At 62.7% G+C, this 26,441-nt stretch carries 24 protein-coding genes; 11 read left to right on the top strand and 13 right to left on the bottom strand.

The genetic code is table 11. The features are described from left to right. Nucleotides 1-89: 89 nt before the first annotated feature. From AYX22_RS20050 to AYX22_RS20070, 5 genes are read right to left on the bottom strand one after another with little or no spacing between them, the layout of a single operon-like run. The gene (locus AYX22_RS20050) at nucleotides 90-1,145 is read right to left on the bottom strand and encodes a siderophore-interacting protein (protein WP_207595235.1); all 1,056 of its coding nucleotides are present in this window, start codon (nucleotides 1,143-1,145) and stop codon (nucleotides 90-92) included. Further along, nucleotides 1,142-1,966 carry an ABC transporter ATP-binding protein gene (locus tag AYX22_RS20055; RefSeq protein WP_207595236.1) on the bottom strand — a complete coding sequence of 275 codons (825 nt, stop codon included), beginning with the start codon at nucleotides 1,964-1,966 and terminating at the stop codon, nucleotides 1,142-1,144. The genes AYX22_RS20050 and AYX22_RS20055 overlap by 4 nt, the downstream gene beginning before the upstream one ends. Before the next feature lies 1 nt (nucleotide 1,967). Beyond that, nucleotides 1,968-3,068, bottom strand: a complete 1,101-nt coding sequence (locus AYX22_RS20060; protein ID WP_207595237.1) for an iron chelate uptake ABC transporter family permease subunit — start codon at nucleotides 3,066-3,068, stop codon at nucleotides 1,968-1,970. After that, nucleotides 3,065-4,177 carry an iron chelate uptake ABC transporter family permease subunit gene (locus AYX22_RS20065; protein WP_207595238.1) on the bottom strand — a complete coding sequence of 371 codons (1,113 nt, stop codon included), beginning with the start codon at nucleotides 4,175-4,177 and terminating at the stop codon, nucleotides 3,065-3,067. The genes AYX22_RS20060 and AYX22_RS20065 overlap by 4 nt, the downstream gene beginning before the upstream one ends. A gap of 5 nt (nucleotides 4,178-4,182) precedes the next feature. Further along, nucleotides 4,183-5,253 carry an iron-siderophore ABC transporter substrate-binding protein gene (locus AYX22_RS20070; RefSeq protein WP_207595239.1) on the bottom strand — a complete coding sequence of 357 codons (1,071 nt, stop codon included), beginning with the start codon at nucleotides 5,251-5,253 and terminating at the stop codon, nucleotides 4,183-4,185. 490 nt (nucleotides 5,254-5,743) lie between these two features. Here AYX22_RS20070 and AYX22_RS20075 point away from each other — a divergent pair, with 490 nt between their 5' ends. Next, on the top strand, nucleotides 5,744-6,238 hold the full coding sequence (locus tag AYX22_RS20075) for an FBP domain-containing protein (protein WP_207595240.1): 495 nt from the start codon (nucleotides 5,744-5,746) through the stop codon (nucleotides 6,236-6,238). Nucleotides 6,239-6,327: 89 nt separating this feature from the next. Here AYX22_RS20075 and AYX22_RS20080 read toward each other — a convergent pair whose 3' ends face one another. Genes AYX22_RS20080 through AYX22_RS20090 form a run of 3 tightly spaced genes read right to left on the bottom strand, consistent with a single transcriptional unit; the run spans nucleotide 6,328 to nucleotide 12,249 of the window. Further along, a complete protein-coding gene (locus tag AYX22_RS20080) occupies nucleotides 6,328-9,798 on the bottom strand; it encodes an ATP-binding protein (RefSeq protein ID WP_207595241.1) in 3,471 nt (1,156 codons plus the stop codon). Beyond that, on the bottom strand, nucleotides 9,795-10,799 hold the full coding sequence (locus tag AYX22_RS20085; RefSeq protein ID WP_242703422.1) for a DUF4194 domain-containing protein: 1,005 nt from the start codon (nucleotides 10,797-10,799) through the stop codon (nucleotides 9,795-9,797). The genes AYX22_RS20080 and AYX22_RS20085 overlap by 4 nt, the downstream gene beginning before the upstream one ends. Continuing rightward, nucleotides 10,792-12,249, bottom strand: a complete 1,458-nt coding sequence (locus AYX22_RS20090) for a DUF3375 family protein (protein ID WP_242703423.1) — start codon at nucleotides 12,247-12,249, stop codon at nucleotides 10,792-10,794. Before AYX22_RS20090 ends, AYX22_RS20085 begins: the two co-directional genes overlap by 8 nt. A 247-nt stretch (nucleotides 12,250-12,496) precedes the next feature. Here AYX22_RS20090 and AYX22_RS20095 point away from each other — a divergent pair, with 247 nt between their 5' ends. Beyond that, the gene (locus tag AYX22_RS20095; RefSeq protein WP_207595242.1) at nucleotides 12,497-12,799 is read left to right on the top strand and encodes a hypothetical protein; all 303 of its coding nucleotides are present in this window, start codon (nucleotides 12,497-12,499) and stop codon (nucleotides 12,797-12,799) included. A gap of 62 nt (nucleotides 12,800-12,861) precedes the next feature. Further along, nucleotides 12,862-14,826 (top strand): acyl-CoA dehydrogenase family protein, encoded by a 1,965-nt coding sequence (locus AYX22_RS20100; RefSeq protein ID WP_207595243.1) that lies wholly within the window; start codon nucleotides 12,862-12,864, stop codon nucleotides 14,824-14,826. Between the two features lie 4 nt (nucleotides 14,827-14,830). Here AYX22_RS20100 and AYX22_RS20105 read toward each other — a convergent pair whose 3' ends face one another. Next, nucleotides 14,831-15,235 carry a YchJ family protein gene (locus AYX22_RS20105; protein ID WP_242703424.1) on the bottom strand — a complete coding sequence of 135 codons (405 nt, stop codon included), beginning with the start codon at nucleotides 15,233-15,235 and terminating at the stop codon, nucleotides 14,831-14,833. A 186-nt stretch (nucleotides 15,236-15,421) separates the two neighbouring features. Between AYX22_RS20105 and AYX22_RS20110 the strand changes: the two genes are divergently transcribed. Next, the gene (locus AYX22_RS20110; protein ID WP_207595245.1) at nucleotides 15,422-16,375 is read left to right on the top strand and encodes a hypothetical protein; all 954 of its coding nucleotides are present in this window, start codon (nucleotides 15,422-15,424) and stop codon (nucleotides 16,373-16,375) included. Between the two features lie 6 nt (nucleotides 16,376-16,381). Here the strand turns inward: AYX22_RS20110 and AYX22_RS20115 are convergent, their stop codons facing one another. Next, nucleotides 16,382-16,873, bottom strand: a complete 492-nt coding sequence (locus AYX22_RS20115; protein WP_207595246.1) for a flavin reductase family protein — start codon at nucleotides 16,871-16,873, stop codon at nucleotides 16,382-16,384. Nucleotides 16,874-17,167: 294 nt separating this feature from the next. Between AYX22_RS20115 and AYX22_RS20120 the strand changes: the two genes are divergently transcribed. From AYX22_RS20120 to AYX22_RS20140, 5 genes are all read left to right on the top strand, one after another. Then, nucleotides 17,168-18,202: an aldo/keto reductase gene (locus tag AYX22_RS20120; protein WP_207595247.1), complete on the top strand. Its 1,035-nt coding sequence runs from the start codon at nucleotides 17,168-17,170 to the stop codon at nucleotides 18,200-18,202. A 163-nt stretch (nucleotides 18,203-18,365) separates the two neighbouring features. Next, entirely contained in the window at nucleotides 18,366-19,469 is a 1,104-nt protein-coding gene (locus tag AYX22_RS20125; RefSeq protein ID WP_207595248.1) for a sulfite oxidase, read from the top strand. Nucleotides 19,470-19,620: 151 nt separating this feature from the next. Next, nucleotides 19,621-19,998: an RNA-binding S4 domain-containing protein gene (locus AYX22_RS20130; protein WP_018779945.1), complete on the top strand. Its 378-nt coding sequence runs from the start codon at nucleotides 19,621-19,623 to the stop codon at nucleotides 19,996-19,998. Between the two features lie 121 nt (nucleotides 19,999-20,119). Beyond that, nucleotides 20,120-20,797, top strand: a complete 678-nt coding sequence (locus AYX22_RS20135; RefSeq protein WP_207595249.1) for a DUF6318 family protein — start codon at nucleotides 20,120-20,122, stop codon at nucleotides 20,795-20,797. A 3-nt stretch (nucleotides 20,798-20,800) separates the two neighbouring features. Further along, complete coding sequence (locus AYX22_RS20140; RefSeq protein ID WP_242703425.1) at nucleotides 20,801-21,751, top strand: PKD domain-containing protein; 951 nt, start codon at nucleotides 20,801-20,803, stop codon at nucleotides 21,749-21,751. Between the two features lie 38 nt (nucleotides 21,752-21,789). Here AYX22_RS20140 and AYX22_RS20145 read toward each other — a convergent pair whose 3' ends face one another. From AYX22_RS20145 to AYX22_RS20155, 3 genes are all read right to left on the bottom strand, one after another. Next, nucleotides 21,790-22,251, bottom strand: a complete 462-nt coding sequence (locus tag AYX22_RS20145) for a DUF3817 domain-containing protein (RefSeq protein WP_216659694.1) — start codon at nucleotides 22,249-22,251, stop codon at nucleotides 21,790-21,792. An 82-nt stretch (nucleotides 22,252-22,333) separates the two neighbouring features. Beyond that, a complete protein-coding gene (locus AYX22_RS20150; protein WP_242703426.1) occupies nucleotides 22,334-22,942 on the bottom strand; it encodes a hypothetical protein in 609 nt (202 codons plus the stop codon). A gap of 78 nt (nucleotides 22,943-23,020) precedes the next feature. Continuing rightward, nucleotides 23,021-23,527: a hypothetical protein gene (locus AYX22_RS20155; protein ID WP_207595251.1), complete on the bottom strand. Its 507-nt coding sequence runs from the start codon at nucleotides 23,525-23,527 to the stop codon at nucleotides 23,021-23,023. 206 nt (nucleotides 23,528-23,733) lie between these two features. Between AYX22_RS20155 and AYX22_RS20160 the strand changes: the two genes are divergently transcribed. After that, nucleotides 23,734-24,843, top strand: coding sequence for a thermonuclease family protein (locus AYX22_RS20160; RefSeq protein ID WP_207595252.1), 1,110 nt, complete (start codon nucleotides 23,734-23,736; stop codon nucleotides 24,841-24,843). Nucleotides 24,844-24,942: 99 nt separating this feature from the next. Beyond that, on the top strand, nucleotides 24,943-26,439 hold the full coding sequence (locus tag AYX22_RS20165; RefSeq protein WP_207595253.1) for a class I SAM-dependent DNA methyltransferase: 1,497 nt from the start codon (nucleotides 24,943-24,945) through the stop codon (nucleotides 26,437-26,439). Nucleotides 26,440-26,441 lie beyond the last annotated feature (2 nt).

Raw genomic sequence — 26,441 nt, forward strand, 5'->3', positions numbered from 1 at the left:
GAGGGATGTGAGAGAGCGACGAAGGAGCAGCACGCCGAGGATGGCCGGCCATCGGCCACCCAGTGGCGGACTAAGCGATCAAGCCGGCCTTAGCCCTCCGCTTTGCCCCGGCGCCAGTAGCCCATGAAAGCCACCTGCTTACGATCGATGCCAACGTCCCGCACCAGGTAGCGCCGCATTTCCTTGATGACAAACGCTTCACCGGCGATCCAGGCATAGAACGGCAGTGCACCAGCGGGAAGGGTGGGGTTCTTGGTTGCTTCGATGGCTGCAGCGTCCATACGCTGCGGCGTTTCCCAGAGGATGTCCTGGTCCACGTTGACGTCTTCGGGCTCGGGTCCGGCTGCGGTCCCGGCACCCTTGATGCCTACCCAGCCCGGCACGGGAACGGCCTTGGCGACGGCTTCCTTGAGGAGTTCTCCGTGAGGACGTGCGCGTCCGATGGCCGCACCGCGTGCAAGCCAGGTGATTTCGATGTCGGCTGCGGTGTTGATGTCCTGGAAGTCGCCGGCTTCTGGTACTTCGAGGAAGGCGTGGCCGGTCATGTCCGCGGGGAGGCTCTCGAGGATGGCGCTGATGGCCGGGACCGCGGTTTCGTCGCCGGCCAGGAGCACGCGCTGGGCCATGCCCGGACGCCATTCGATGCCACCATATGCACCGGCTGTGGTGCACTGGGCTGCGCGGTTGTTGGGGCCGATGATGGTGAGGGCGTCTCCCGGTTTTGCGGCGAGAGCCCAATTGGCGGCTGGTCCGCCGTGGCCGGCGTCGTCGAAGTGCATGACGAAGTCGATGTCGATCTCCGGGTACACGGCGTCGAGGCGCTCGGAACGCACGGTGTAGGTGCGCATGTCACCGCGGACGGAGGGGTCCATGGCGAGCCATTCCTGGTACCAGCCGGCTTCTTCCATTTTGAAGGGAGGCAGCGGAATGACGTTTCCGGACGCGTCAAAGGACGGGATCATCAGCTTCACGCGGAGATCCAGCGTGTCTCCGGCAACGCCGAAGCCGCGCAGTGAGTAACCGCCGAAGGTGATGCGGCGGAAGTTCGGGCTCAATTCCTGCACTGCCGTCACGGTGACGTCGAAGGCGAGGGTCATGGGCTCCACGGCGGCGCTTGCTTTTGCCTGGGTCGGTTGTGCACTCATGAGGCGATCTCCAGTTCGTTGGTTGAAGCGGGGCGTGCGTGGTGGCGTCCGATGGGGACGATCAGCGGCGTGCCTGAAATGGGGTCCGGAACCACGCGGGATTCCAGTCCGAACACGTTGTAGACAAGTTCTTCGGTGACAACGACGGGCGCCGGCCCTTCGGCCACGATGCACCCGCCCTTCATGGCGATGACGTGGTCCGCGTACCGTGCTGCGAGGTTGAGATCGTGGAGCACGATTGCCACGGTGGTTCCCCGGCTGCGGTTGAGGTCCGTGATCAAGTCCAGGACCTCCACTTGGTGCGCGAGGTCCAGGTAGGTGGTGGGCTCGTCCAGCAGCAGGACTTCCGTTTCCTGCGCCAGGGCCATGGCGATCCATACGCGTTGACGCTGTCCGCCGGATAGTTCATCGATGCTGCGGTCAGCGAGTTCCAGCGTGGAGGTGGCGTCGAGCGCGCGCTGCACGGCGGCGTCGTCGGCTGCGCTCCAGCTGCGGAAGAAGCCTTGGTGGGGGTACCGGCCGCGGCCCACGAGGTCGCGCACGGTGATGCCGTCAGGAGCGGTGGGGTGTTGCGGGAGCAGGCCGAGCGTGCGGGCGAGTTCGCGGGCGGGGCGGGTGTGGATGTCCTTGCCGTCGAGGGTCACGGCGCCGCCGGCGGGCTTGAGCAGGCGGGACAGTCCGCGCAGGAGGGTGGACTTTCCGCAGGCGTTGGCTCCCACGATCATGGTCACTTTGCCCTCGGGAATCTCGGTGCAGAGTCCCTCCACCACTTTGCGTGCCTCGTATTGGAGCGTCAGGTCCTGGGCATTAAGGATGGCCATGTCAGGCCTCCTTTCGGTTCGACGTGACCAGCAGCCACAGCAGGAAGGGAGCACCGAGGGCGCCGGTGACGACGCCGACCGGGAGGACGGTTCCGTCGAGGATGACGGGAGCGATGTTGGAGGCGAAGAAGTCGGCCAGAAGCACGATCAGCGCACCGGTAAGGGCCGACGCCGGGAGGCTCGGTTTGCGGACGAGCCGGCGGGCGATCGGACCTGCAAGGAACGCGACGAATGCAACGGGACCGGCGGCGGCGGTTGCGACGGCGGCAAGTCCGACGGCGGTCAACACCAGTCCCAGCCGGGCGGCATTGACCTTGATCCCAAGGCCCGCAGCGGCGTCATCGCCAAGCTCGAGGATGCGCAAAGGGCCTGCCAGGGCAATGACGGCGGGAATCAGGACCAGCAAGGAGACCGCCAGGACACCTGCCCTGTCCCAGGTTGCGGAGTTCAAAGATCCGTTGAGCCAGATGAGGGCATCGGCTGCGGTACGAATGTCAGCGCGGGTCATGAGGAAGTTGACCACTGCGTGCAGGGCTGCGGCGATGCCGACGCCTGCCAGGATGAGACGGTTGCCGGCGGCATTGCCGCGGCTGCCTCCACCGGCGCCCGAACCACCGCGCGAGATTGCGTAGATGATGGCTGCGACCCCCAGCGCACCGCCGAGCGCAGCCCCCGAAACGACGGCCCCGGAAGCGCCGAAGATGACGATGGCCGTCACGGCTGCCGCGCTGGCACCGTAGCTGATGCCGATGATGTCCGGGCTGGCCAGCGGGTTCCGCAGCATGGTCTGGAAGAGCGCACCTGCCAAGCCGAAGGCAATGCCGATCATGGTTCCCACTACCGCGCGGGGCAGTTTGTGCTCCATGACGATGAAGCTTGCACCGGGGATCTTCTCCCCACCGGTCAGGTGGTTGATGACGATCTTAAAGAAGTCCGGAATGGTCACGGTGTAGCTGCCCAGAAGCACGTAGACCGCGAACATGACCACTACAGCGAGCCCGAGCACAAAGGTGGGGCCCAGCACCCGCCGAAGTGACAATTGATGGTTATGTTTGCCGGCATTAAGTGCCAGCTCGGTGGGCAATTTATGAACAGTTGTCACAGCCCGGCCCCCTTGCCGCGGCGGATGAGCCACACGAACACAGGGGCCCCGATGATGGCCGTCATGATTCCTGCGGGGACTTCGCCGGGGAGAAGGATCACGCGGCCAATGATGTCGGCGCTGATCAGCAGGATGGGGGCCACAACGGCGGAGAACGGCAGGATCCACCGGTAGTCCGGCCCGGTCAGCGAGCGGACGGCGTGCGGAATGACGAGGCCCAGGAAGGCGATCGGTCCGGCCACGGCAGTGGCGGATCCACAAAGCAGGACGATGCCCAGCCCGGTGATGCCACGGGCCAAAGCAACGTTCTGGCCGAGGCCACGGGCAATGTCGTCGCCCAGTGCCAGGCTGTTCAAAATGCGACCGCCGGCCAGGATGATCAGGGCCCCGGTGGCGAGGAACGGCAGCGCGGGAAGGAGGACGGACCAGTCACGTCCGCCGATGGTACCCACCTGCCAGAAGCGGAAACGATCGAACGTGTCCTGGCTCGAAACCAGGATGACGTTCATCAGGGAGAACAGGCCTGCGCTCAGGGCCGCACCCGCGAGGGCGAGTTTGACCGGCGTCGCACCATCACGTCCCAGGGAAGCAACGGCGTAAACCACGACGGCGGCCACCGCGGCGCCGATGAAGGCGAACCAGATGTAGCCGGACAGCGAGCCGATACCGAAAACGTAGATCCCCACGACCACGGCCAAGGCAGCACCGGCATTAAGTCCCAGGATTCCGGGATCGGCAAGCGGGTTGCGGGCCACGCCCTGCATGGCTGCGCCGGCAAGGCCAAGTGCCGCTCCGGCAAGCAGGCCCAGGACGGTGCGGGGAATCCGGGCAATGACCACGGCGTGGTTGCCGTCTGCCGGATTGAAGTCGGTGAGTGCTTCCCAAACAGTGGTGAGCGGAAGCCCGCGGGCGCCGATCGCCAAGGATGCGGCGCAGACAGCGGCGAGTACGACGACGGCCGCCAACAGCCAAGCGGTGCGCTTGCCTGCGGTGCTGCGGGAACCGGTTCCCCCTCCGGTTCCAGCAGTTTCAGGGGCGATGCCTCCCGGGCCCGGCACCGAAGTGCCGTTGCCCCGCCCCTGGACTGCCGTCGTCGTACTCAGTTTCATTGCAGTTACTTGCCCGCTGCGTCTGCTGCTTTACCCAGCTGCGGCAGGAACGTATCCAGTGCCCACGGCAAGCTCAGCGGCGATGAGGCGGAGATGGAGAGCGTCAGAGTGTTGTCCGAATCGGCAACCAGGGCGCCCTTCTTGATGGCCGGGATCTGTCCGAGCAGCGGATCAGCCTTGATGGCATCTGCCGTGGTGGCGTCCGGAACCCAGGTGACGAAGATGTCGGACTCGAGCTCGTTGGCCTTCTCAGCGGACCACGGGATGAAGAACTCAGTAGTCGACTTGGTGTTCTGCTCAACCACGGGAGCCAGCTTCATGCCGATTTCGGAGAGGAAGCGGGGGCGGTTGTCGATAGCCGTGTAAACGTTGGCGCCGTCGCCCTTGGCGGGCTCGAGGTTGCCGTAGATGAAGGTCTTGTCCTTGATCTGCGGGAACTTGGAGACCTTGTCCTTGACGGTGGTCTCAGTGTCTTCGATCAGCTTCTTGGCTTCGGCTTCCTTGCCCAGTGCCTTGCCGATCAAGGTGGTGCTTTCCTGCCAGGGGGTGCCGTAGGCGAGCTCCGGCTGTGCCACGACGGGGGCGATTTCGCTGAGCTTCTTGTAGTCAGCTTCTTCAAGGCCCGAGTATGCAGCCAGGATAACGTCCGGATTGAGCTTGGCGATCTCGGTGAAGTTGATGCCGTCTGCTTCGGAGAACTGGACCGGAGCCTTGTCGGTGCCAAAGCCGGCGCCGAGCTTCTCCAGCGCAGCGTCCTTCCACGGGGTGGAGCCTTGCTCGTTGTTGCCCCATTCGTTCTTCGGGACACCTACGGGAACAACACCCAGGGCGATCGCGATATCGTCATTGACCCACGAGACAGTGACTACACGCTTGGGCTGCTCTTTGATGGTGGTCTCACCAAAGACGTTCTTGATGGTCACGGGGAACGCCGAAGACGCTGCCTGCTCAGAAGCCGGAGCGGACGTTGCCGGACCAGTGGAGCAGCCGGTGAGGGTAAGAGCGACGGCGGCCAAAGCGGCCGTCGCGGTTCCTGCTGTTTTCAGCAGGGCGCGGCGTGGGAGAAGGGAAGCCACGGGACTCCTTAAGTAAGTGATGCGAACCTAAGTAAGGCTAGCCTAGCCTGCCGATAATTAAGAAACGTTTGCGTCACCTAATCCGACACTCTTCTGAATTGGGACGCAGATCACACGCTCTCTCACGTCCCGCGTCCTTCAACCGAACCCTCTCTCACATCCCGCGCCCTTCAACCGAACGCTCTCGCAGTGGACATCCGCCCGGAAGTTTTGAAAGTATGGGCGACAGCGGACTACCGCTTCTTACGGATATGAACGAGGGGATGAGCGTGCGCACTGTTTCAGTTGCTGCAGCCATGGTTGGCGAGGTGGCCGCATTGGCCTGCTTGGCACTCCCCCACACGTCGGCATCTTTCTAGGCACTAACCCAGCCCTCATTTTGGGGTCTCTTTGCAGTGCCCTCTTTCTCCGGTGACCGACGTCTTCTGCCCATTCCCGCGCGCCCTCCAGAAACGCGCGGACGTCGACCATTTCCGAAAGAAGCTTTGCCATGCAGAAAATCACTGCCCAACAAATCCGTTCGTCGTTCATCAACGCCAGTCGCTCAGAGGCTGCCAAGGTCAATCTCCCCCGCGACTTCGAAATCCTCGACTGGGACAACCTGGAGTTCCTGGGGTGGCGGGACGAAAAGATGCCCCAACGCGGCTACCTCGTGGTTCCACATCGGGGCAAGCTCACGGGGATCCTGCTCCGGGCTCCTGAAGGTGGTTCCGGCAAGAGGCGCGTTGTCCTCTGCGAACTATGCCGTGACGTTTTCTCCAAAGACGACGTCTACCTGTGGGTTGCCAAGAAGGCCGGACAATCCGGCAGGGACGGCAACACCGTGGGGACATTGATCTGCGCCGAGTTCGGCTGCAGCACCAACGTACGCAAAGAACCGCCCGTCAACGAGATCAACCCGGACCCGGCCGCCGTCGTTGTTCGGCAGATCGCCGGGCTGGAGTCCAGGACCGAACAGTTCCTGGACCGCGTCCGGGCTGAGTAACTCGATCCAGCTGGCAGTAGTGGTTGCTATGTGAGCTCATACCAACCACTACTGCCAGTCAGTTGGGCTGGCGTCGTCGCAGAGCGCGCCTAGCGCAGGACGATGTCCACCGGGTTGGCTTCGGACCGCCATGCACCAGGCTCGGCCGGTCCGGCGATCACCGGAGCCGTCAGCACGCCGGAACGGTTGGTGCGCTTGTCGCGGAGGATTTCCGTGACGGATCCAAGGTGTCGGGACAGGTCAATCACGTTTTCGGGGGCAGCAAGCAACAACTGGAACCCGAATTCGTGAAGCGCCTTGATGCCTGCACCCGCGAATTCCTCGGAAGCCAATACGAAGGCTTCGTCCATCATCACCGTGCCGTACGTCGTGAAGCCCTGCTCGGCGATGCCCAGCTGGTAACTCAAGGCCGCGGCCATGATGAACGCCGTGAAACGCTGGCGCTCACCGCCGGACATGGAGCCGGTATCGGCATGCATGAAGACTTCGGTCTTCCGCTTGGCTGCCTTGCCGGTGCCGGCTTTGCCCGATTTCGAAGCAACTTCACGGTGCTCCTTGCACTGGATGAACAGGTGCCCTCGGACGTCCAGCACTTCGGCACGCCAACGGCGATCCTCAGGCGTCTGCGATCCAAGCCGCTTCACCAGCGTTTCCAACGACTTGTAACGCGCGGTGAGTTCGGCGTCGTCGTCCATTTCTGTGGCTGAAGCAGCGCCACGCGAGGGGCGAGTGTGCTTCGCCTTCAAGGCGTTTTGAATCGCATCCTTGAACTGTTTGGCGGTGGCCGGGAGCGTCTGTTTGATGTCTAGTTCCAGGAAGCTGCCCTCGTGGAAATTGACCTGCGACAGAATGCCGTTGAGGGGCAGGATACGACTGGTGATGCTGCGGCGTTCCTCGTCCAACAAGTGCAGGAGCGTGCTGAACGACTCGTGGGTGCGCTGGTTGAAGAACAGCCGGAACTCGGCCTCCTGCGCGGGCAAGCCATCGCTCACAATCGCGTGATACCGGGATTCGAAGTCTCCGGCAGCACCGATCGACGTACCGTGGTCGGCGCTGATGGCACTTCCCCAGTCCCGCACGAAGGCTTCAAACAAGCGGGTCAACCGCTCGGCCGTCGCCTGTCCGCGCGATTCCGCGGAATGCAGTTCGTCGAGCAGTTTGTTGCGGACACTGTTGGCCAGGTTGTCGAGCTCGTACAGTTCAGAGACCTCACCGACACCCTCAAAGTACGGTTCCAGCGCGGTGACGGTAGAGGCCGACGGCGGTGCTTGCTCGAGCTTCAGCCTCGCCGCGTCGAGCAGGCCGTCAGCCGTGGTCATCTTGTGGTCGAGTGCTTTGTATTCGCTCTGCAGGACGGCGGCCGTACCTGTGGAGGACTGGTGCTTCTCCCGCACGGCTTCGATGTTGGCACGCAAAGGCTCAAGGTCCGCCTGCGCTGCCAAAGCATCCGTCAGGCGCTGTTCAATCCTGGCAAGTTCGTCCGCTGCGACGGCTGCGGAAACTTGCTCCCACGGCCGCTCATCCTCAGCCACACGGCGGAGCGCCTCGAGCTGCCGGGCCATGCCCTGGTGCGAATCCTCACGGCTCTGCGCAAGTTCCGCAGCTTTCGCGAGCTCGTTCTCCAATTCGCCCACGCGGGCTGCCACAAGCTCCAATTTGGAAGCGTTGTCGAAGCCCAGGACGTAATCCTGCCGGCTCGTGAAACGGTCGTCTTTCTCAACGGTGTGACTGTTGCGCTTAACTACGCCACCAAGGCTCAGGCCCTTGTCCATCGACGCAAGCTGGTCGGGATCCTCCACGCACGGGTACGCGAAATCCAGGGCGATCCGCTCACGGATCCATTCCCCGGCGTCGGCGTTGGCCCCCGAGGTGAGGATGCTCAACTTCGTCAAGAGGTCGCCGTCGGACACGTCCTCCACAGCCAACGCGCCGCCGGCCAGCGGCTTGGACACATCAACGGCGCGGAGGGCGCCACGGACGGCGTTGTCGTTCAGGTACCGAGTGACTGCGGCGAAATGCTCACCCGGAACCAGCAACGTGGTGGCAAGGTTACGGAGGGCTCGCTCGGCGGCTGGACGCCATTGGTCCTGACCCTCCGCAAGGTCGATCAACTCGCCGCCAAACGGCATCCGCTCTTCCGGGACGCCGGTTGCGGCCGCGATGGCAGCGCGGTTTTCAATACTCGACGGCGGCAACAGGGACTTGCGCGACCGCAACGACAGGAGTTCCTGCTGGGCCGCTGCGAGTTCACGCTTTTTGGTGGCGTGCCCGTCAAACGCCTCAAAACGAAGCTCCTTCAGGGCCTCCGAATCGTCCTTCAGCTCTGCCGATCGGGCGGCTGCCTGCTCGTGTGCCTGGTCCCACCCTTCGGCGGACCACTCCAGGTTCAACCCGGCATCGGCCAACGCCTTCCGGGCCGAATCCTCCACCTGCTGACGGAGCTTCAGCCCAACCCTGGCGTTCTCCAACGACTGCTCAATGGCCGAAATCGCGTTGCCGCCACGGTTGTTGTAATCCAGTTCAAGATCACGGAGGTCCTTGGCCAGGGCGTCACGCACCGTGCGTTCGGCGGCGAGTTCCTGCGCTTTGGACTGGGCCAGCTCCTTGAAACGCGCCAGCGTCTTGGCATGAACAGTAACCGCGAGCTGCTGCTTGTAGGCCTCGAACTCCTCGCCGGCCAACTCCCGGAGGCGATTCGCGTCCAGCAGAGCTTGCGCATACTCCTTGTTCAGCCCCGGAACGGGTGCCAACTGGTCGCGCTGCTGCCGCACATCCTCCAACCGCTGCCGGATGGACATCAGGTTGCTGAATTCCTCCACCACATCATCAGCGGCAGCCAACGTGGCCGGAGCATCAAGCACCTGATCGCGGAAGAACGTATTCACGCTGCCGCCCAAACCCTTACCGGCCTGGATCACGCGAAGCAGTGGCAGCGCCTGGTCCGAGTTGATACCCAGGAGCCTCCGGAAACGCTCGGCGAACGCTTTGTGGACGTCGAAAACCTGGCCATCCGGGAAGATCGATTCCAGCGCGCCCTTGGTGAACCGCTTCTGCGCGATCCCTTCAATGGCTTCAAGGTCCAACGGCTTGCTGTCGATCACATAGAAGCGCCCGACGCTCGACTCCGTGCCGTTCTTGGGAAGATCGAACAGCGCCGACACCGTCACCTTCGTGCCGGCCGCGTTATCAAACGTCAGTGCGACGGCGGACCACGTGGCACCCGGGCGCTGGAAGGCACTCGCCGAGCTGTCGCCCACCGCCTTATCACCCACCTTGCCGCGCATGTAAGTGAACGTGGTCCTCTTGTCCTCCACAGCACCGCCGGAGCGCTGGGCAGCAGCCTCATTCGAGCGCGGACGGGCGTCAAACACGCGAAGCATCGCATCAAAGAGCGTCGACTTACCTACGCCCGAGTTACCCGTCAGGAGGGTACCTTTGCGGTCCACATGCATGGTGTGGGCCCCGTGGAAGGTGCCCCAGTTGACCACCTGCACAAGTGCCAAACGCATTTGGCCCGGGTTTGTGAGCTCACCGAGCGGGAGCATGCTTGCGATGGTCACTTGGCTTGTCCTTCAGTTGTTGCGTCCGCGGCGGTACCAGACACATGCTCGGCATGCTCGGTCGTTCCTCCCTTAGACGCATGCTGCCGCATGTCTCCGGCGTCGCCGCTTGTGCGGTCCCCTGCCTCGGCGTCGTTCCCAGAGTCGTCGTCGTCGCTGGAGTCGGAGTCAGGGTCCAGGTCCAGGAGGGGTTCTGTTCCGGACTCGTCGGCGGCTACTGCTATCAGGGCCTCGATTTGGGCTGGGATGTCGCCGATGTTCTCGAAGGGGAGGGCCAGCGGCAGGGCGTTGCTGATGGTGTAGCTGTCGTCCAGCGGCGTGGGAAGGAGGAGTTGTCGGGCCAGGAGTTTGGTGATGGTGCGGGTGACCACGTCGGAGTCTCGGAGGGCGTCTTGTTGGCCGGCCGGGGTGTAGTTGGCCACCAGGTCCGAGATTTCTTCACGTGTAATCGTCGGGTCCGTCTGGGCAGTGACGTGGCGATCCAGCAGCAGGCGAAGCCGGAGCAGGACGATGGTCTCCACGCGGCTCAGGGCACGCTGCTGCCGGAGGATGCTCGACCGGGAGCTTGCACCGATGATGTCGGGATCGACGGGACGGAGGACCGCAATTTTGCGGTCGTGATCAAGCTGGAGGGTGAGGAACAGTTCGGACAGGCGACTGCGGAGGATCAGCTGGTTGTCCAAGAGGGTGGTCCACAATTTCTCGTCGCGACCGCCGTCGATGTACGGGCCCTTGAGAAGCTTCACCAGTGCATGCCGCACCTTCATGGGGAGCACGCCGGTGTCGCCGGGGAACAGCGCTGCACCGTCAACGAAGGAGTCCCGCGGTGTTACCCGGAACGGATCCGCATGGCTTATTTCGGCCGCCGGTTCAGCGGACTCTGCCGGCCCGGTCAAGGGCTCAGCCGTCTCAACACCAACTTCAGCCACCTCCTCGGTGACCTCGTCCGCTTCGGCGCCATCCGCCGTCGTGATTTCCTCTGTTGTGATTTCCTCAGTCATCAGAATCCTCATTCAGCGTGACGACGGGCAGGTATGCCGTGCGGATGCTGCCGTCGATTTGTTCGAAGTCGATGTGTTCCCAGGCGGCCCGGTCGAAGGCAGCGCCGCCCTGTAATGCCATGGACAGCAGGGTGCGTACTGTGTTGATGTGCCGTTCCTCGGCGGGCAGGTTTTCCCAGGCGTCGCCCAGGGTGGCCGCGCCGGCCATGGCTGCACGGATAACGGCAGGCTTGGCCTTGCCGGTGCGCGCAGACCGCACGCGGTCGGAGTCGCTGAACGCGATGGGGTCGGCCAGGCGCGGGGGTGTGGCGAATTCGTCGGGGTCGAACAGTTTGACCATTGCCAGCGACTCGAACCCGGCGTTGAACAGGACTGGCCCTGGGATCAGGCCGGGTCGGTCCCGTTCGTACGGCATGGAGCGGATGGCTTGCTCGGCTTCGGCCAGCACCTTGCGAAGGCTGACGGATTGCCGGACGTCGTCGCTCTGGATATACGTATTCAGGCTCTCGGAAAGCTTGCCGTAGATACGTTGGATCTGGCTGTGCTGCGTTCGCAGTTCAGCCACCAGGTTCTTGAGCGTCTCGCGGTCTTCGTGGGAGAGGTCGTCGGCGAATTGCCTGCTCAGGACTTCGCCGATCGCCGAGCGGAAGCGCAATTGTTGCTGTGGGTCTTCCAGGAAGGCCGTGAACGACCGGAAGGTGCGGCCCTCGGGGCTTTGGCGCAGCCGCTTGTCGGCCTCCAAAACCTGGGCCATGGTGGCACCCTTGCTCAGGGACTCCTCAATGATCTGGTTGCGGAGCTCGCCGACCAATTCCTCGATGCGGTCACGCATTTTCTTGTAATCCGCGGGCAGGCTGGCGGCGAGGTCCAGGATGTTGCCGGCAGCTTCCACAGCATCTTCGTCGTCCAGAAGGCCATCGAATTCGCCCGAGCTGATGTCCTCCACCAACTGCTGCCGCTCCTGGATTTCCTCCTCCAGGGCTTCCAGCCGCGCGCTCTGGTCCGGATTGGTTTCGTTGGCCAGCTTCTCCACATCTCCCAGAAGCGTGCCGAGCCGCGATCCATTCAGTGTGGAACGCTCGCTGGAAAGGCTGTCCAGGAACGCCAGCACGCGGGCGGCGGGTTCTGTGACTTCGTAGACGATCTGGCCGGACTGGTTGCGTCGGGTCAGGAACTGCTTGCGCGTCCATTCGTCGCCGAACAGCTTGCCGTTCTGCTGACCGCCCAAGGCCGGGTCCTGGCGCCGAAGCTGCTCAAGGAAAGCGTCGACGTCGGCATGGAACTCTTCGAGCGGAAGCTGCGGCCGGGTGCGGGTAAAGGATGCCTGCAGCACGGCGATCACCCACGGCGCCGATCGGGTCAAAGCCCACGCAGGGCCTTTGGTCAGCTGTTCGAGGTCACGGAGCCTCGCGCTGATGGCGTCGGCGGAGGACATGGCTGAACGGGACAACTACTCTCCTTCAGCTGCTGCGAAACCTGGCTGGCAGCGGAAACTGCCCCGTACAAGGTTAACGCAGAGCGTCAGAGCCTCCCCACCGCAACCATTTCGTAACCTACCGTGCGGTATGGTTTCGATCCCGTATCAACGGCTTCGGGAGGCGTTTTGCCTCTGGCCGGAAAGCCCGCCCACCCCTAGTGTCAGAACATCGACGCAGCCACGCCGCGCCGACCCACGCACCGTCGCTCCGGGGGGAACCATGGATTTCGATTTCACTGCGCTGGAAACAGGCACCTACGTAGTTATTGGAACGCTGGTCTTTGCTGCACTGTTGGTGGCATTCATCGCAGCAGCAGCAATGGCCACCATCATTCTCGTTGGCACCATGGGTATGGTCTGGTATGCCGTCAAAGGCATTCTGGGTGGCCTTGTCCATGGCATTAATTTCGCGTGGGACCGTCTGGTCCACCACGCAGGACAAGTGGAAATTCCGGCCGAATTCCAGCCCCAGATTTCCTCTGGCACGGGTAGCTACCCGCGGGTAGCATTGAGGGACAGCTGAAGGGTTCCCACCCACGGCGGACCCTGGCTCCATCCGGTACAACCGGCTAGAGGAGTTATTCCATGACGTCCGCCACTGACAACAGTCTCGCCGCCGCAAGCGTCAACGCCACCGCAGAAGAAGCCCGCGCCGTCGCCGAGGCCGCGCGGGAAACCGAATGGAACCGGCCCAGCTTCGCCAAGGGGCTTTACCTGGGCAGCTTCGACCTCAGCCTGATCCACCCGTGGCCTCAAGCACGGGCAGACGATGTGGAGCGGGGCGAGGAATTCATGGGCCGGCTCCTCACGTTCGCCAAGACCATGTCCGGACGCGTGATTGAACGCGACGCCAAAATTCCCGACGAGTACCTCCGGGGGCTCGCCGATCTGGGCGCTTTCGGTATGAAAATTCCGCGCGAATACGGTGGCTTGGGTTTGTCCCTTGTCTATTACGGCCGCGCCCTCGCCCTGCTGGGATCGGTACATCCAAGCCTCGGCGCCCTCATTTCTGCACACCAGTCCATCGGCGTCCCTGAGCCTGTGAAGGAATTCGGCACACCGGAACAGAAACAGGAATACCTGCCGCGCTGCGCCGCCGGTGCCATTACCGCTTTCCTCCTCACAGAGCCCGACGTCGGCAGTGACCCCGCCCGTATGGGCGCCACAGCCGTGTTGTCCGACGACGGCGGTTCTTACCTTTTGGACGGCGTCAAACTGTGGACCACCAACGGTGTGATCGCCGAACTGGTGGTGGTCATGGCCCGGGTCCCGGCACATACCGATACTGACGGGACCGAGCACAAGGGCGGGATCTCTGCGTTCGTTGTGGAAATGGATTCCCCCGGCATCACGGTGGAGAACCGCAACGCTTTCATGGGGCTGCGTGGAATCGAAAACGGCGTGACCCGTTTCCACCAGGTCCGGGTCCCCGCGGCCAACCGGCTCGGCCGCGAAGGCCAAGGACTCAAAATTGCTCTCACCACTCTCAATACGGGACGGCTCTCCATCCCTGGCCTGTGTGTTGCTGCCGGAAAGTGGAGCCTGAAGATTTCCCGCGAATGGTCCAACGCCCGGACCCAGTGGGGGCGTCCAGTGGGCCAACACGAGGCAGTGGGCAAAAAGATCGCGTTCATCGCCGCCACCACTTTTGCACTGGAAGCGGTGTTCGAATTGTCCGCCGAGATGGCCGACGCCGGCCAGAAGGATGTGCGCATCGAGGCTGCGCTGGCCAAGCTGTGGTCCACGGAATTGAGCTGCCGGATCGCCGATGAACTTGTCCAGATCCGTGGCGGCCGGGGCTTCGAAACCGCGGACTCCCTTGAGGCCCGGGGCGAGCGTGCTGTTGCCGCCGAGCAACAGCTCCGGGACCTCCGCATCAACCGGATTTTCGAGGGTTCCAGCGAGATCATGAAACTCCTGATCGCCCGCGAAGCAGTGGACGCGCACCTTGCCGCCGCGGGCGACCTCGCCTCAGCGGATGCGAGCCTGCAGGACAAGGCGAGGGCCGCCGTCGGGGCCTCTGGCTTCTACGCGAAATGGCTGCCGAAACTTGTGGCGGGCGCCGGCATGGATCCCCGGTCCTATGCGGAATTCGGGCGCTTGGCCAAACAGCTGCGATTCGTTGAGAGGTCCTCGCGGCGGCTTGCACGGCAAACCTTCTATGGCATGGGCAGGTGGCAGGCGAAGCTCGAGCACAAGCAGGCGTTCCTGGGCAGGATCGTGGACATCGGCGCCGAGTTGTTCGCTATGGCCGCGTGCTGCTCGCGGGCTGAAATGCTGCTCCGCAAGCACCCGGAACAAGGTGCCACCGCATTCGAACTGGCCGAGGCCTTCTGTGAGCAGGCCCGTGTGCGGGTGGACGAATACTTCGACCAACTGTGGAGGAATACTGACGACGGCGATCACGGTCTCTCGCGCAAAGTCCTCGCCGGTGACTACGCCTGGCTGGAGGCCGGAGTCATGGACCAGTCCGAAGGTACCGGACCGTGGATCGGCGATGCGTCGCCCGGGGCCTCAACCAAGGAGAACCTGCACCGCAACTATCGGTGACGCGCTAGCGGACGTCCCCGTCCACGTAGAACCATCGTTTGCCTTCCCGGACAAAGCGGCTGACTTCGCGCTGGACGCCGCGTTCGCCGTCGAGCCTGTAGTGCGCAGCGAACTCTACGGTTCCCGTCGTGTCCAAGGGGCCGCCCTCCGACGTCGAGACGATGTCCAGCCTGCGCCACAGCATGTCCGCATCGAGGTCGATGGATTCCGGCCGGGTAGAGGCGTGCCAGGTACTCAGGATGTAGTCGGGGTCCAGGACAACGAAGGCCGAATAGCGCGAACGCATGAGTTGTTCGGCGGTGGGCGCATCGGCGTCACGGCGGTGGAACCGGGCGCAGCAATCGACGTATTGATCCCCGGAGAGGCAGGGGCACGCGCTGTTGTGGAGTCTGGCAAGGTCAGGGGTCACGAGGTCCCAATCTGGGGCTGTAAATGAGAGCTGGGCAACATATTTTCCCACGCCATATAACAGCTTTGAAACAACCCCGCCAGAGTAAGGGGCGGCGCGTGATTCCGTCGGTGCTGGACCTTAGGCTGGATACGCAAGCTGGGTGGGCAATGCGCGCATCACAAAACGACAGCCAGGGGAGGCTACGTGGAGGATCCGACAACACTCGCCATCAACCTGACGTATTTGGGAACATTGGGACTCGCTGTCCTCATGTTCCTGGGTCTCGGGTTGATCATCATCATCACTCTGGTAATAGCCGGAGTTGGGCGACTGCTGTCGATTGTGCTCCTGGCCATGGTGGGGATCTTCCCCAAGAAGGAAACCACTCCCATCGTCCAGTTGCCCCCACGCCCGGCGCGCGTCCCTGATCCTGTGACCGGCGTCGAGTCTCCAGCAGCTGTTGCATCGCCTCTGGATGACCTCGCCTATCTTGAAACTGGATCTACCGCGGCGCAGGCTCCCACGGCGGTCGCTACGGCAAAGCCTGCTGCCTCTGCGCCAGCGGCGAAGCCCGCCGAGGCCGCCACCCCTGCCGCACCTTCCGCTCCTGCCCAGCCCGCCGCCCCCAAGCGCGACCTCCTGGGAGATGTTCGACGGCGGCTCTCGGGTGCGTCAACCGCTGTCAAGGACGGCGCGTGGAAGGCCAAGGTAGACCCCCGCAACCTTCCCAAGCCGGCGGAGGTCAAGTCTGTGGTCGAAAACCAGGCCGCCCACCATCCGATTCTCGTGGCAGCCACCAAGGAACCGCCGGTTTTGGCGAAAGACTGGGCTGATGCCGTGGCCGAGGCCGACCGCCGTGCAGCCGCCCGCGCGCAGGCTGAGCAGCCGCCCGCCATCAAGGTGACTGTCCGCGACGTCGGCGAGCCCACGCCGTCGCCGTCCAGTGGGAAAACGCCAGACCCCAACACGCCGGATGCTTCGGCAAAACCGGCTGGCGGTGGCAGCGACAAAAACGGCTCCAGTAACGACGGTGGCGGCTCCACCGGCAGTGGCACCGGCAACGGCGCAAAGAAATCGGGCCCGAACACTTCCAAGAATGGGAAGTCTCCGAGCCCGATCCGAAAAGGTTCGCTCAGCAGCGCCAGCCGCAACTCCTAGTTACGGCTACGCGGCCAACTGCCGGAAAGACGCGCCGTGGTAAATCAGCGGCTTGGACTCCGGGTTGATGGTGGTCGCCTTGACCTCCAGCACCACGATCGCGTGGTCCCCTGCGGGCGTCTCCGAGACAACTTCGCATTCGAAGCCCAGCACGGCGCCGTCGATCAGCACTGCTCCTGAGTCGCTGACGCTGGTGTCCAGCCCGGCAAAACGGTCGCGGGTCTTCGACGCCAGCTGGAGTGCGGCGCCTTCCTGCCCCTCGGCAAGGACCGAGACACCCAATCGTTGGGCCTGGCGGAGCTTCGGCCAGGTTGTGGAGGAGTTCTGCACGGCAAACATCACCAGCGGCGGTTCCAACGAAACACCCACGGTGAAGGACGAGGCCACCAATGCTTCCGGCGTGAAGTCCACCATGGCGCTGAAGGCAGCAACTCCGGACGGGAACTGCGCAAATGCAGCCTTGATGGCCGCCGTTTCTTCCACTGTGGTCTGTGACATTCCGCTGTCCCCTATTCGTGCGTTGCTTGAGTTCCTCTCCCATAATTCACCTGCTTCCGGGAAGGGCAATATTTGTTGATTCGAAAGACATTTGTGTTGCCGCGTGTCAAGAAATGTCGCGAAGTAAGGCCTCTTCCGTTACTTCGCAAGACGAAAAACGAAGAAGTTCTACCGCTTGCATTTATGCCGCAGACGGCCGTGTGTAGCCTCGATTGAACATCCCGTCCGTGGCCACCGACTCACGCCTGGACACCAGCACCGCCCATCAGCACCGTCCCACCACAGGAAGCCGACATGAGCCTCAACGAGCTACGAACGCTTGGACGCACTGGCGCCCTGATCAGCCCGCTCACGCTGGGCACCCTCAACTTCGGCACCGGCGCCGCACCCACGGGTCCCGCCGAGAGCATCCGCATTATCAAAGCGGCGCTGGACGCCGGCATCACCAGCGTCGACACCGCGGACATCTATTCCCAGGGCGAGGCCGAAACAGTGGTTGGCCAGGCCATTCACAGTCGGCGCGACGACGTTTTCCTCGCCACCAAGTTCCACGGTCAGATGGGTTCCAACCCTGCGCATGCAGGCAACTCGCGCCGTTGGATCGTCCGGGCTGTTGAGGACAGCTTGCGGCGGCTGAACACCGACAGGATCGACCTCTACCAAGCGCACCGTCCGGACTACAACACCGATCTCCTGGAAACCATCACTGCGCTGAACGACCTCATCCGGCAGGGAAAGATCCTGTACTACGGCACGTCCGTATTCAGCCCCGCCCAACTTGTTGAGGCCCAGTGGATCGCCAACACCAACCACCTCACGCCGCCCGTAGTTGACCAGGTGCCCTATTCGCTTCTGGTGCGTGCCAACGAACGTGACGTTTTCCCCATCACCCAGCAGTACGGCGTCGGGGTTCTGAGTTATGGACCGCTCGACGGCGGCTGGCTGGCTGGCGGCTACCGCGTGGGTGCGGGCCAGCCTGAAAGTTCGCGGTTCTCCGCTCTTCCCGGCCGGTTCGACGTGAATGCGCCGTTCAACCAGGGCAAGCTGCACGCGGCCGACGCCCTCGCGCAGCTCGCGTCCCGGCATGGGCTGACCCTGATCCAGCTCGCTGTGGCTTTCGCCCTGAATCACCCGGCCGTCACCAGCGTCGTCATTGGGCCGCGCACCGAAGAACATCTGACGGACTATTTGAAGGCCGCAGACGTGGTCCTGAGCGAGGCCGTTCTGGATGAAATCGACGACATCGTCGCACCGGCCGTGAACTTCCTTGAACGCGACGCCGGCACAGTTGCCCCGCACCTTGAGTACCCGGAACTACGACGCCGGTAGCCTCTTTCAGTTGTGAGGCCCGCTCTGCATGCTTTGGGCTTCCTTTTGTGCGCAGAGCGGGCCTCGCAACAGACTCTTGACGGGGTTCGGCCGCGGCGTGATCCTTGTCCTAAGTGCTGCGGCACTCCGCAGCGTCTAGCTTCCAGTAGAACGCCGCCGTCCCATGTCCAAGCACCATCTCAAGCAAAGTGCAGCGAAAGCCGCCACTCCAGGGCAGCCGACCGAAGGTCCGCTGACCCACGAAGAACTGCAACTCTCCGGCCGGAACCATTCCATGCCGTTGGAGGCCCTGCACGACGACATCACGCCGGCCGGGTTGCACTACCTGCTGATCCATTTCGACATCCCGCACGTTCCCGCTGACTCGTGGCGGTTAAGGCTGGGCGGGGCTGTGGATCACAACCTCGAACTGAGCCTTGAGGACATCAAGGCCAGGCCCGCCGTCACCATGCCAGTGACCATGGAATGTGCAGGGAACGGCCGGTCCCTCTTGGAACCGCGGCCGTTGAGTCAGCCGTGGGTCCTCGGCGCTGTGGGCACCGCGGAGTGGACAGGAACTCCCTTGGCACCCCTGCTGGAGGAGGCAGGTTTGGCGAGTGACGCCGTCGAGCTGGTCTTTACCGGCGCCGACGTCGGTGTCCAGGGCGGCGTCGAAGAGCCGTACGCACGCAGTCTTTCGATCGCAGAGGCAATGCATCCCGAGGTCATGCTTGTCTACGCCATGAACGGAAGTCCCCTGCCAATCCAGCACGGTTTCCCGCTCAGGCTGCTGGTGCCCGGATGGTATGGCATGGCGAGTGTGAAGTGGTTGACGTCGATCGAGGCTGTGACGTCGCGGTTCATGGGTTTCCAGCAGGCGGTCGCTTACCACTACTTGCAAGGGCCCGATGGGCCTGGGCTGCCCGTCACACACATCCGGGTTCGATCGCTGATGGTGCCTCCCGGGATTCCTGATTTCTTCACCCGGCGCCGCATTGTCGACTCCGGTCCGGTCATGCTGCACGGCCGCGCCTGGTCAGGCCACGGCGAGGTGGAACGGGTGGAGGTAGGGATCGACGGCGAGTGGATGCCCGCTCATGTGGACCCGCCCGTGGGTGATTTCGCGTGGAGGTCGTGGTCCATGGTGTGGGTCGCGAGTCCGGGCGAGCACGTGCTGCGCTGCCGGGCTATGGATACGTCCGGCGCGCTGCAGCCCACCGACCAAGTGTGGAATTACCAGGGCATCGGGAACAACATGGCACAACGGGTTGAGGTGACGGTTCGGTAGTTTGTTCCTCCTGGGCCCGCTGGGAGCGCTCCGGGCTCCGGCGCGCCGAGAACGCTGGAACGCTGCGTAATCGCCGGAACTTTCCCTACGATCTCGCCGCTTTCGTGTGTTCTCGCGGGGCAGGCGGACCCCGGTTAGACTCGTTCCAATCATGAGTATCCCGTCTTCCTCCCCAGCGAACGTCCGCGTCGACGCCTGGTTGTGGGCGATCCGCGCCTACAAAACCCGCTCCGCCGCCACGGCCGCCTGCCGTGCCGGACATATCCGCATCAATGGGAACCCTGTCAAAGCGTCGCAAAGCGTGATCATTGGCGACACCATCCGGGTCCGGGAATCAGGCTGGGAACGGATCCTCGAAGTCCGGCGCCTCATCGCCAAGCGCGTCGGAGCCGAAGCCGCCTCACACTGCTTCACCGACCACACTCCCCCGCGCCCAGTCGCTCCCAAACTCGGCCTTCCCCAGCGCGACCGCGGCGCCGGCCGTCCCACCAAGAAGGACCGCAGGGATATGGAGAAGCTTCGGGGGTAGGTGACTCTCGCAGGCCGCAGCTGGCACTTATCCACAGGTCGCTCTTTCTGACATGAAACTTTCCCAGCCCGCTGCTTAGACTGACCGGCACACCGCCAAAACAGCTGCTGGGGAGCCTGTCATGCCACGCCTTTCGTCTGCCACTTTTCCGTTAGTCCTGGCCCGGACGGGAGCGATAGCAGTTGGACTGGCCCTGCTCCTCACGGGTTGCCAGGGCGGCACCACACCCAGCGCGCCACCCTCCGAACCGAGTTCGACGACGGCGTCGCCCACCACCAGCGCTTCGGTTCCGGCAGCTTCGGCTACTCCGGAAAGTCCGCCGACATCCGCCGTGTACAAACCCGCGGACGCCAAGGGGAAGGCCGAGAATGTGCCTGTTCCCGTGATGCCGGAGCTGGCGAGGGAGAACTCGAAGGCTGGGTTGGAGGCGTTTATTGGGTACTGGTACGCGACCTTGAGCTATGCCTACGAAACTGGGACAACTGAAAAGTTGGTGCCTCTTAGTAGTCCCACCTGCGCGCTATGCACTTCCCTCCGTCAAGGCATCGAGGCCGGCTGGAAAGACGGGAAGTGGATCGCCGGAGCCACCATCAGATCGGCGACGGTTGAAGCTACTTTTGATCCATCCGCGTCTACGCAGATCGCCGCCATTCAGGTTATCCAGGAACCAATCGAAATAAGGGATAAAGACGGGTCTCTGTATCAAGACCCGACCGGTGCAACGAACTCCGCGAGCCGTGCGGCGATGACGTTTGATGACCAGCGCTGGCTGCTCGTCGACCTTGGTCTGATTCGTTAGATCATGCCGAATTTCACTCGGAGCATCGGCGTTCTTGTGAGTGCTGCCTGCTTGATGGTCCCGCTTCAATGCGTTCCTGCCCTAGGTAAGGAGCCGAGAATTGACATCGGCTACGTCGAGAACGGGCTGGAACTTACAGGCACTCAGTGGACCAGGGACCCTGTCACTGGCGAGTTCATTCCCAACGTCAAAGGTTCGCCTGCCGCCACGGAGGATCCAAATCAGTACATGGCCGATGTTCACTGCCGGTCCGGCGGAACTGACACGCCGGACAGGGGCTGCCTCACCATGGAATGCCCCGCCAAGACACCAGACGGAGAAGAAGGCACACCCGTGATCTGGAGGCAGGCACCGAAGTCCATCACGAACCCGACATGGACAGACTACCCAGCCGTCAGCGGACCCACCTGTCTCTACGACGCCCAGCCCGAGAACGTCCTGGCCAACATCGCCGCCCGCATCCTGACCGACTTCCAACAACTACCCGTCAACCCAGGAACCCTTGAAGCCCAACCGTTCCCGCACACCCTCAAAGGCGGACCCACCAACTTCTACACCACCACCGCAGAACAAGGCTTCGACGTCACCATCCTCGGCCAAGCAGTCCACCTCACCGCAACACCGGCCAACTACACCTACACCTTCGGCGACGGCAGCACACTAGGACCCACCCCGGTGGCCGGCTACTCCATCCCCGAAACCGACTGGCTCAGCAACGAGACCCGCACCAGCCACACCTACACCGAAACCGGCAACTACCAGGCCACCCTCACCACCAGCTTCACCGGCACCTACTCCGTCAACAACGGCCCACCCCTACCCATCAACGGAACCCTCCACATCACCACACCAGCCAAAACCATCCACGTCTGGAAAACAGAAAGAGCACTCGTCGCCGACACCTGCCAGGAAAACCCCAACTCCTGGGGCTGCCCAGGCGCGAACACCGACTAATAAAGTGAGTGCGCCAAGCGCGTGAGCGCAGGTGGAGGTTAGGAGAACCAGGTCCCCGGAGGGCCCATGAACAAGAGGAAGCTGAACACTGCGCCCACGGCCACCAACGTAACGACAACGGCGAGGATCGGGTTCCGCAGAACCCAAGCCTGGGCTTTCTCGAATCCACCTCGCGGCGATTCTCCCCCGGCCGCCAAACGCCAACCGCCGGCAAGGAGGCCCCGGCGGTCCAGCGACTTCTCCATCGGGATGGTGGCGTAGGGGATTACTGCTGAACCGATGGCGAGAAGACCTGTACGCGTTGACCACTTCTGGTTGATCCAGGTGAAGGCGGCCGTCGCTGCGTAGCAAAGGAAGACGAAGCCGTGAATGCCGCCCGCGATGCTCACGCCAACGTCGGTTGTGCGTGTGACGTACTTAAGGAACAACCCGATCAGCAGCAGCGTCCAAGTCACGGCCTCGGCAAAAGCAACGGTGCGGAACAAAGTGCGGGGCTGCATGGAAGTCCTCAGGTAGGAAACGGGAGACACGTCGTATTTTACCGGCTGTAGAACTTCCCGTGCGTCACCTCCCAGCAACAATTCACTTTGCCGAGGGCAGTGCCTGCCGGTTCCGGATGCGGGAATCGCCAAACTCGATGGCAACGGGCGCGATTTCCACCTCGGGTTCGTGCCGCGTGCGGGCTTTCCCGACAGCAATATGCGGAACCCATCGGGGTGACCTGTAACCGAGGGCAGGAGAGCTCAGGATGAAGTCGTCAATATTGTCGAGCCCCAGGTCATCCAACAGAAGGTGCAACCCCTGCAGCAGGAGCGCCTGGTAGTCGTGAACTTCTTGAGGAACATCCACTTCCAAGCCCATAACCCGTCCGCGCCCCAAGGGAATCAGCCGGTCCGATTTGCCTAGGAATCCGGCCAAAACAGGCAGCTCCGTCAACCAACTGGCGACTTCATGGAGCACATGCTCAGGCCTCGCCATTCCCTTGGTCCACGCCGTGATGTCCTGGGCCAAGTCGTCGAGGATCCCGACGTGAAGCAGTGTCAGGTGCAACCCCGAAGGTTTACGGAGGGCATCAACGAACCGGGCCAGGCCGTCATAGTCGGAGGCTCCGTCGCCAACACGCAGAACGGGCACCTCAACTGTGACGCGAGGCCCATGCGGTGTGCTTCCAACTGGCTTACTGGCCGTCATGGTTGCCATTATGCGCCGAACGCACAGCGGGCGGGAGGCCGACGGCGGAACTCGCCTGCCGCCGTCGTGCTGGCGTATTTACTTCTTGGAGCGGGCCTGGACCAGGTTGGCGAACGGAAGCCTGCCGTGAGCTGCAACGAAGGCCGCTTGATAGCCGGCTTCGGCCGCATTCAGTTCGGACGGAGGAAACTCTTTCCAGGCAACAATGAGGTCCAAAGCATCCCGTAGTTGCCAGATGAGCCGTGCATCCCAGACAACGGTGGGCCGTCCGCGGCCGTAGTCCAGGAATTCCTGGATCTGCTTGCGAAGCCCTCGGTTACCCTGGCTGCCGGCGCTTGCTTTGCCTACGTACAGCACGGAAGCATCCGCAATCCACTCGGCCTCCAAGGCTTCCCGCTTGAGCGAAGGGTCCTTCTTCTTGAACGTGCCGGCAGTGCTCTTGCTGAGGAATACGGGGTCGAAATCAGCGGGGCACAGGATGGCGAAGACGCCGGGGCCTTGTGGAATCCGCATGGGATCGAGTTCGTCGAGCGGCCGGAATCCGGTGAAACCGTCCTGCGTGAGGGACTTTTTGGTGAAGAGCATGGTCCAGTGTGTCAAGGGGAAGTCACAAAATCCCCGTGCCGCGGGGTAGGCACATGAATTCTGACTTGTAGCTTAAAGTGTTCTCGGCTGCCCAACAGCCACCTCATCACTCCATTCGCGTCATAGGGGGACTATTTGCGCGCCCACATCAAGCTGCCCCACAGCTTTTGTCCACTCAATTTCTCTGTCCCGGGAGGTTCGCTCACGTGCGGAAGCTAGCAATCGCTGCGGCCACATCCGTAGTGCTGGCCGCAACCACTTGGGCAGTCGCCACGGCTGCCAACGCTGACTCTGGAACAGTCGTCAGGGTCATCGACGGCGACACCGTGGTTGTATCGATCAACAACAACGACCAGACGATCCGCCTGTTGAACATCAACACTCCTGAAACCAAAGACCCAAACAAACCCACCGAATGTCTTGGCCCGGAGGCCGCGGACCATCTGAAGGACGTGCTTCCCGTGGGGAGCAAGGTTCGTTTGGAGTTCGACATTGAACGCCACGACAAATACGGCAGAACACTGGCTGGAGTCTTCAACGCCAGCAATCAATTGGTGAACGCAGAAATCGCACGACGAGGCCTCGGGGTTCCCATGGTGGTGGAGCCGAACCGCAAGTTCCTTCCGCCTGTTGAGGAAGCCTTCGAGGAAGCGCGTACGGCGAAGGCTGGCCTGTTCGCAGAAGACATCGAATGCACACTCCCCGCACAACTGACAGCTGCCACGGAAGCAATAACGGCAGCCCAAAGCGCGGCGCCAGCCACGACGTCGACGGGTGCGGGAGCATCGGCCACTGGGCTTGCGACTGCCATCGCTTCTGCGAAGACAGCCAAAGACCTTCTGTCCGCTGCCAGGGACACCGAGCACTCGATTCTTTGGGCGGCGTACTCAGCCACCGAATCAGCAGCCAAGTTGTCTGCCTTAACAGCAGTGATATCCAAGGCCGAATCTGCCCACAGCCAGCTCAAGGACCAAGAGAAAGCATTGGCCGCAGCGGAGAAGAAGGCGGAGGAGGAACGAGTGGCTGCTGCTGCGCGTGCAGAGGCTGAAAAGAAGGCTGCCGAGGAAGCCGCGGCAGCTGCAAAGAAGGCTGCAGACGAGGCCGCAGCAGCAGAGCAGGCTCGAGCAGCCGCGGCGGCCGCCGAGGCTGAACGGATTCGGAACCTCCCTGTGCCGGCACCCTATGTGCCGCCGGCCCAGCAGTACGTTCCGCCGGCCCCACAAAATGTGGCCCCACCGGCCCAGTCGAACCCCTACCCCGGGTATACGGGTCCCCGCTGCTATGCTCCCGGCGGCAAGTCCTGGCGTCCCTGCTGACAAGCGGCTCGCGTGAATGCCTGGTATCCCCGCGACGGGGATACCAGGCTTTCTTGTCATTGGGCCGGGCACTCGTGGCAACGCACTAAACTCGCATGAGTGATCACAGGTGAAATCAAGTCCCAAGTAGACAAAGTCTGGAATACGTTCTGGAGCGGCGGTATCTCCAATCCTCTGGAAGTCATCGAACAGATCACCTACCTCCTGTTCCTCAAGCGCCTCGACGAGAACCACACACGGGCAGAGGCACAGGCCAACCTCTTGGGCGAGCCGATTGAGAACGCGGTGTTTCCCCAGGGCGTTGATCCTCAGGGCCGCCCCTACTCGGACCTCCGCTGGTCGAAGTTCAGGGACTTCGGCCAAACAGAGATGTTTACGGTCTTCCAGCAGAGCATCTTCCCGTTCCTCCGCACTGAACTGACCAAGCAGTCCAACGGTGAAGATTCCACCTACAGCCACCACATGAAGGATGCGCAGTTCAAGATCCCGAACGCGGGTGTCTTGAAGCAGGTGGTGGATGTCATCGACTCCATCAACATGGAGGGTCGCGACACCAAGGGCGATCTCTACGAGTACATGCTCTCGAAACTGGCATCGGCGGGTACCAACGGACAGTTCCGAACCCCGCGGCACATCATCGACCTCATGGTCGCGATGACAGCACCCCAGCCACTCGAAGCGATCTGTGACCCAGCCGCTGGCACCTGCGGCTTCCTGGTTCAGGCCGGCGAATACCTCCGTAAGAACAACAGCAATCTCCTCACCAATGACGAGACGAGCAAGTTCTTCCATCACGAGCAGTTCCACGGCTTCGACTTCGACTCCACCATGCTTCGCATCGGTTCCATGAACATGCTCCTCCATGGGGTCGAGAACCCGGACGTCTCCTACCGCGATTCACTTGCCGACCTGCACTCCATCGAGGAAGAAAAGTACAACGTCATCCTCGCCAATCCGCCATTCGCCGGCAGCTTGGACTACGAGAATGTGTCGAAGGAGCTGCTGAACGTCGTCAAGACGAAGAAGACCGAACTCCTCTTCCTGGCACTGTTCATCAAGCTTCTCAAGCCAGGTGGGCGAGCGGCCGTCATCGTTCCCGACGGCGTCCTCTTCGGCTCCACCGGCGCACACAAGTCCCTCCGCAAGACACTGGTCGAGGGTCACAAGCTCGACGCCGTCGTCAAACTCCCGTCCGGCGTCTTCAAGCCCTACGCCGGTGTCTCCACCGCTATGCTCTTTTTCACGAAGACCAACTCCGGCGGCACGGACAACGTCTGGTTCTACGACGTAAAGTCCGACGGCTTCAGCCTCGACGATAAGCGCACGCCACTCGCGTCTTCCGACCTCGAGGACGTCCTCTTGCGTTGGAATCAGCGCACGACGGCGGAACTTGAGCGGGCGCGCACGGAACAGTCTTTCTGTGTTCCGCTTTCAGAGATCGTGGCGAACGACTACGACCTCTCGCTCAACCGGTACAAGGAGATCGAGTACGAAGAGGTCGTACACGCGGCACCTGAGGAAATCCTGGCAGCGCTTGACGGCCTCGAGGCTGAGATCAGCGCGGGCATGAACGAGCTGCGGGAGCTGCTGAAGTGAAG

Source organism: Arthrobacter sp. D5-1 (assembly GCF_017357425.1).
Classification (GTDB): Bacteria; Actinomycetota; Actinomycetes; order Actinomycetales; family Micrococcaceae; genus Arthrobacter.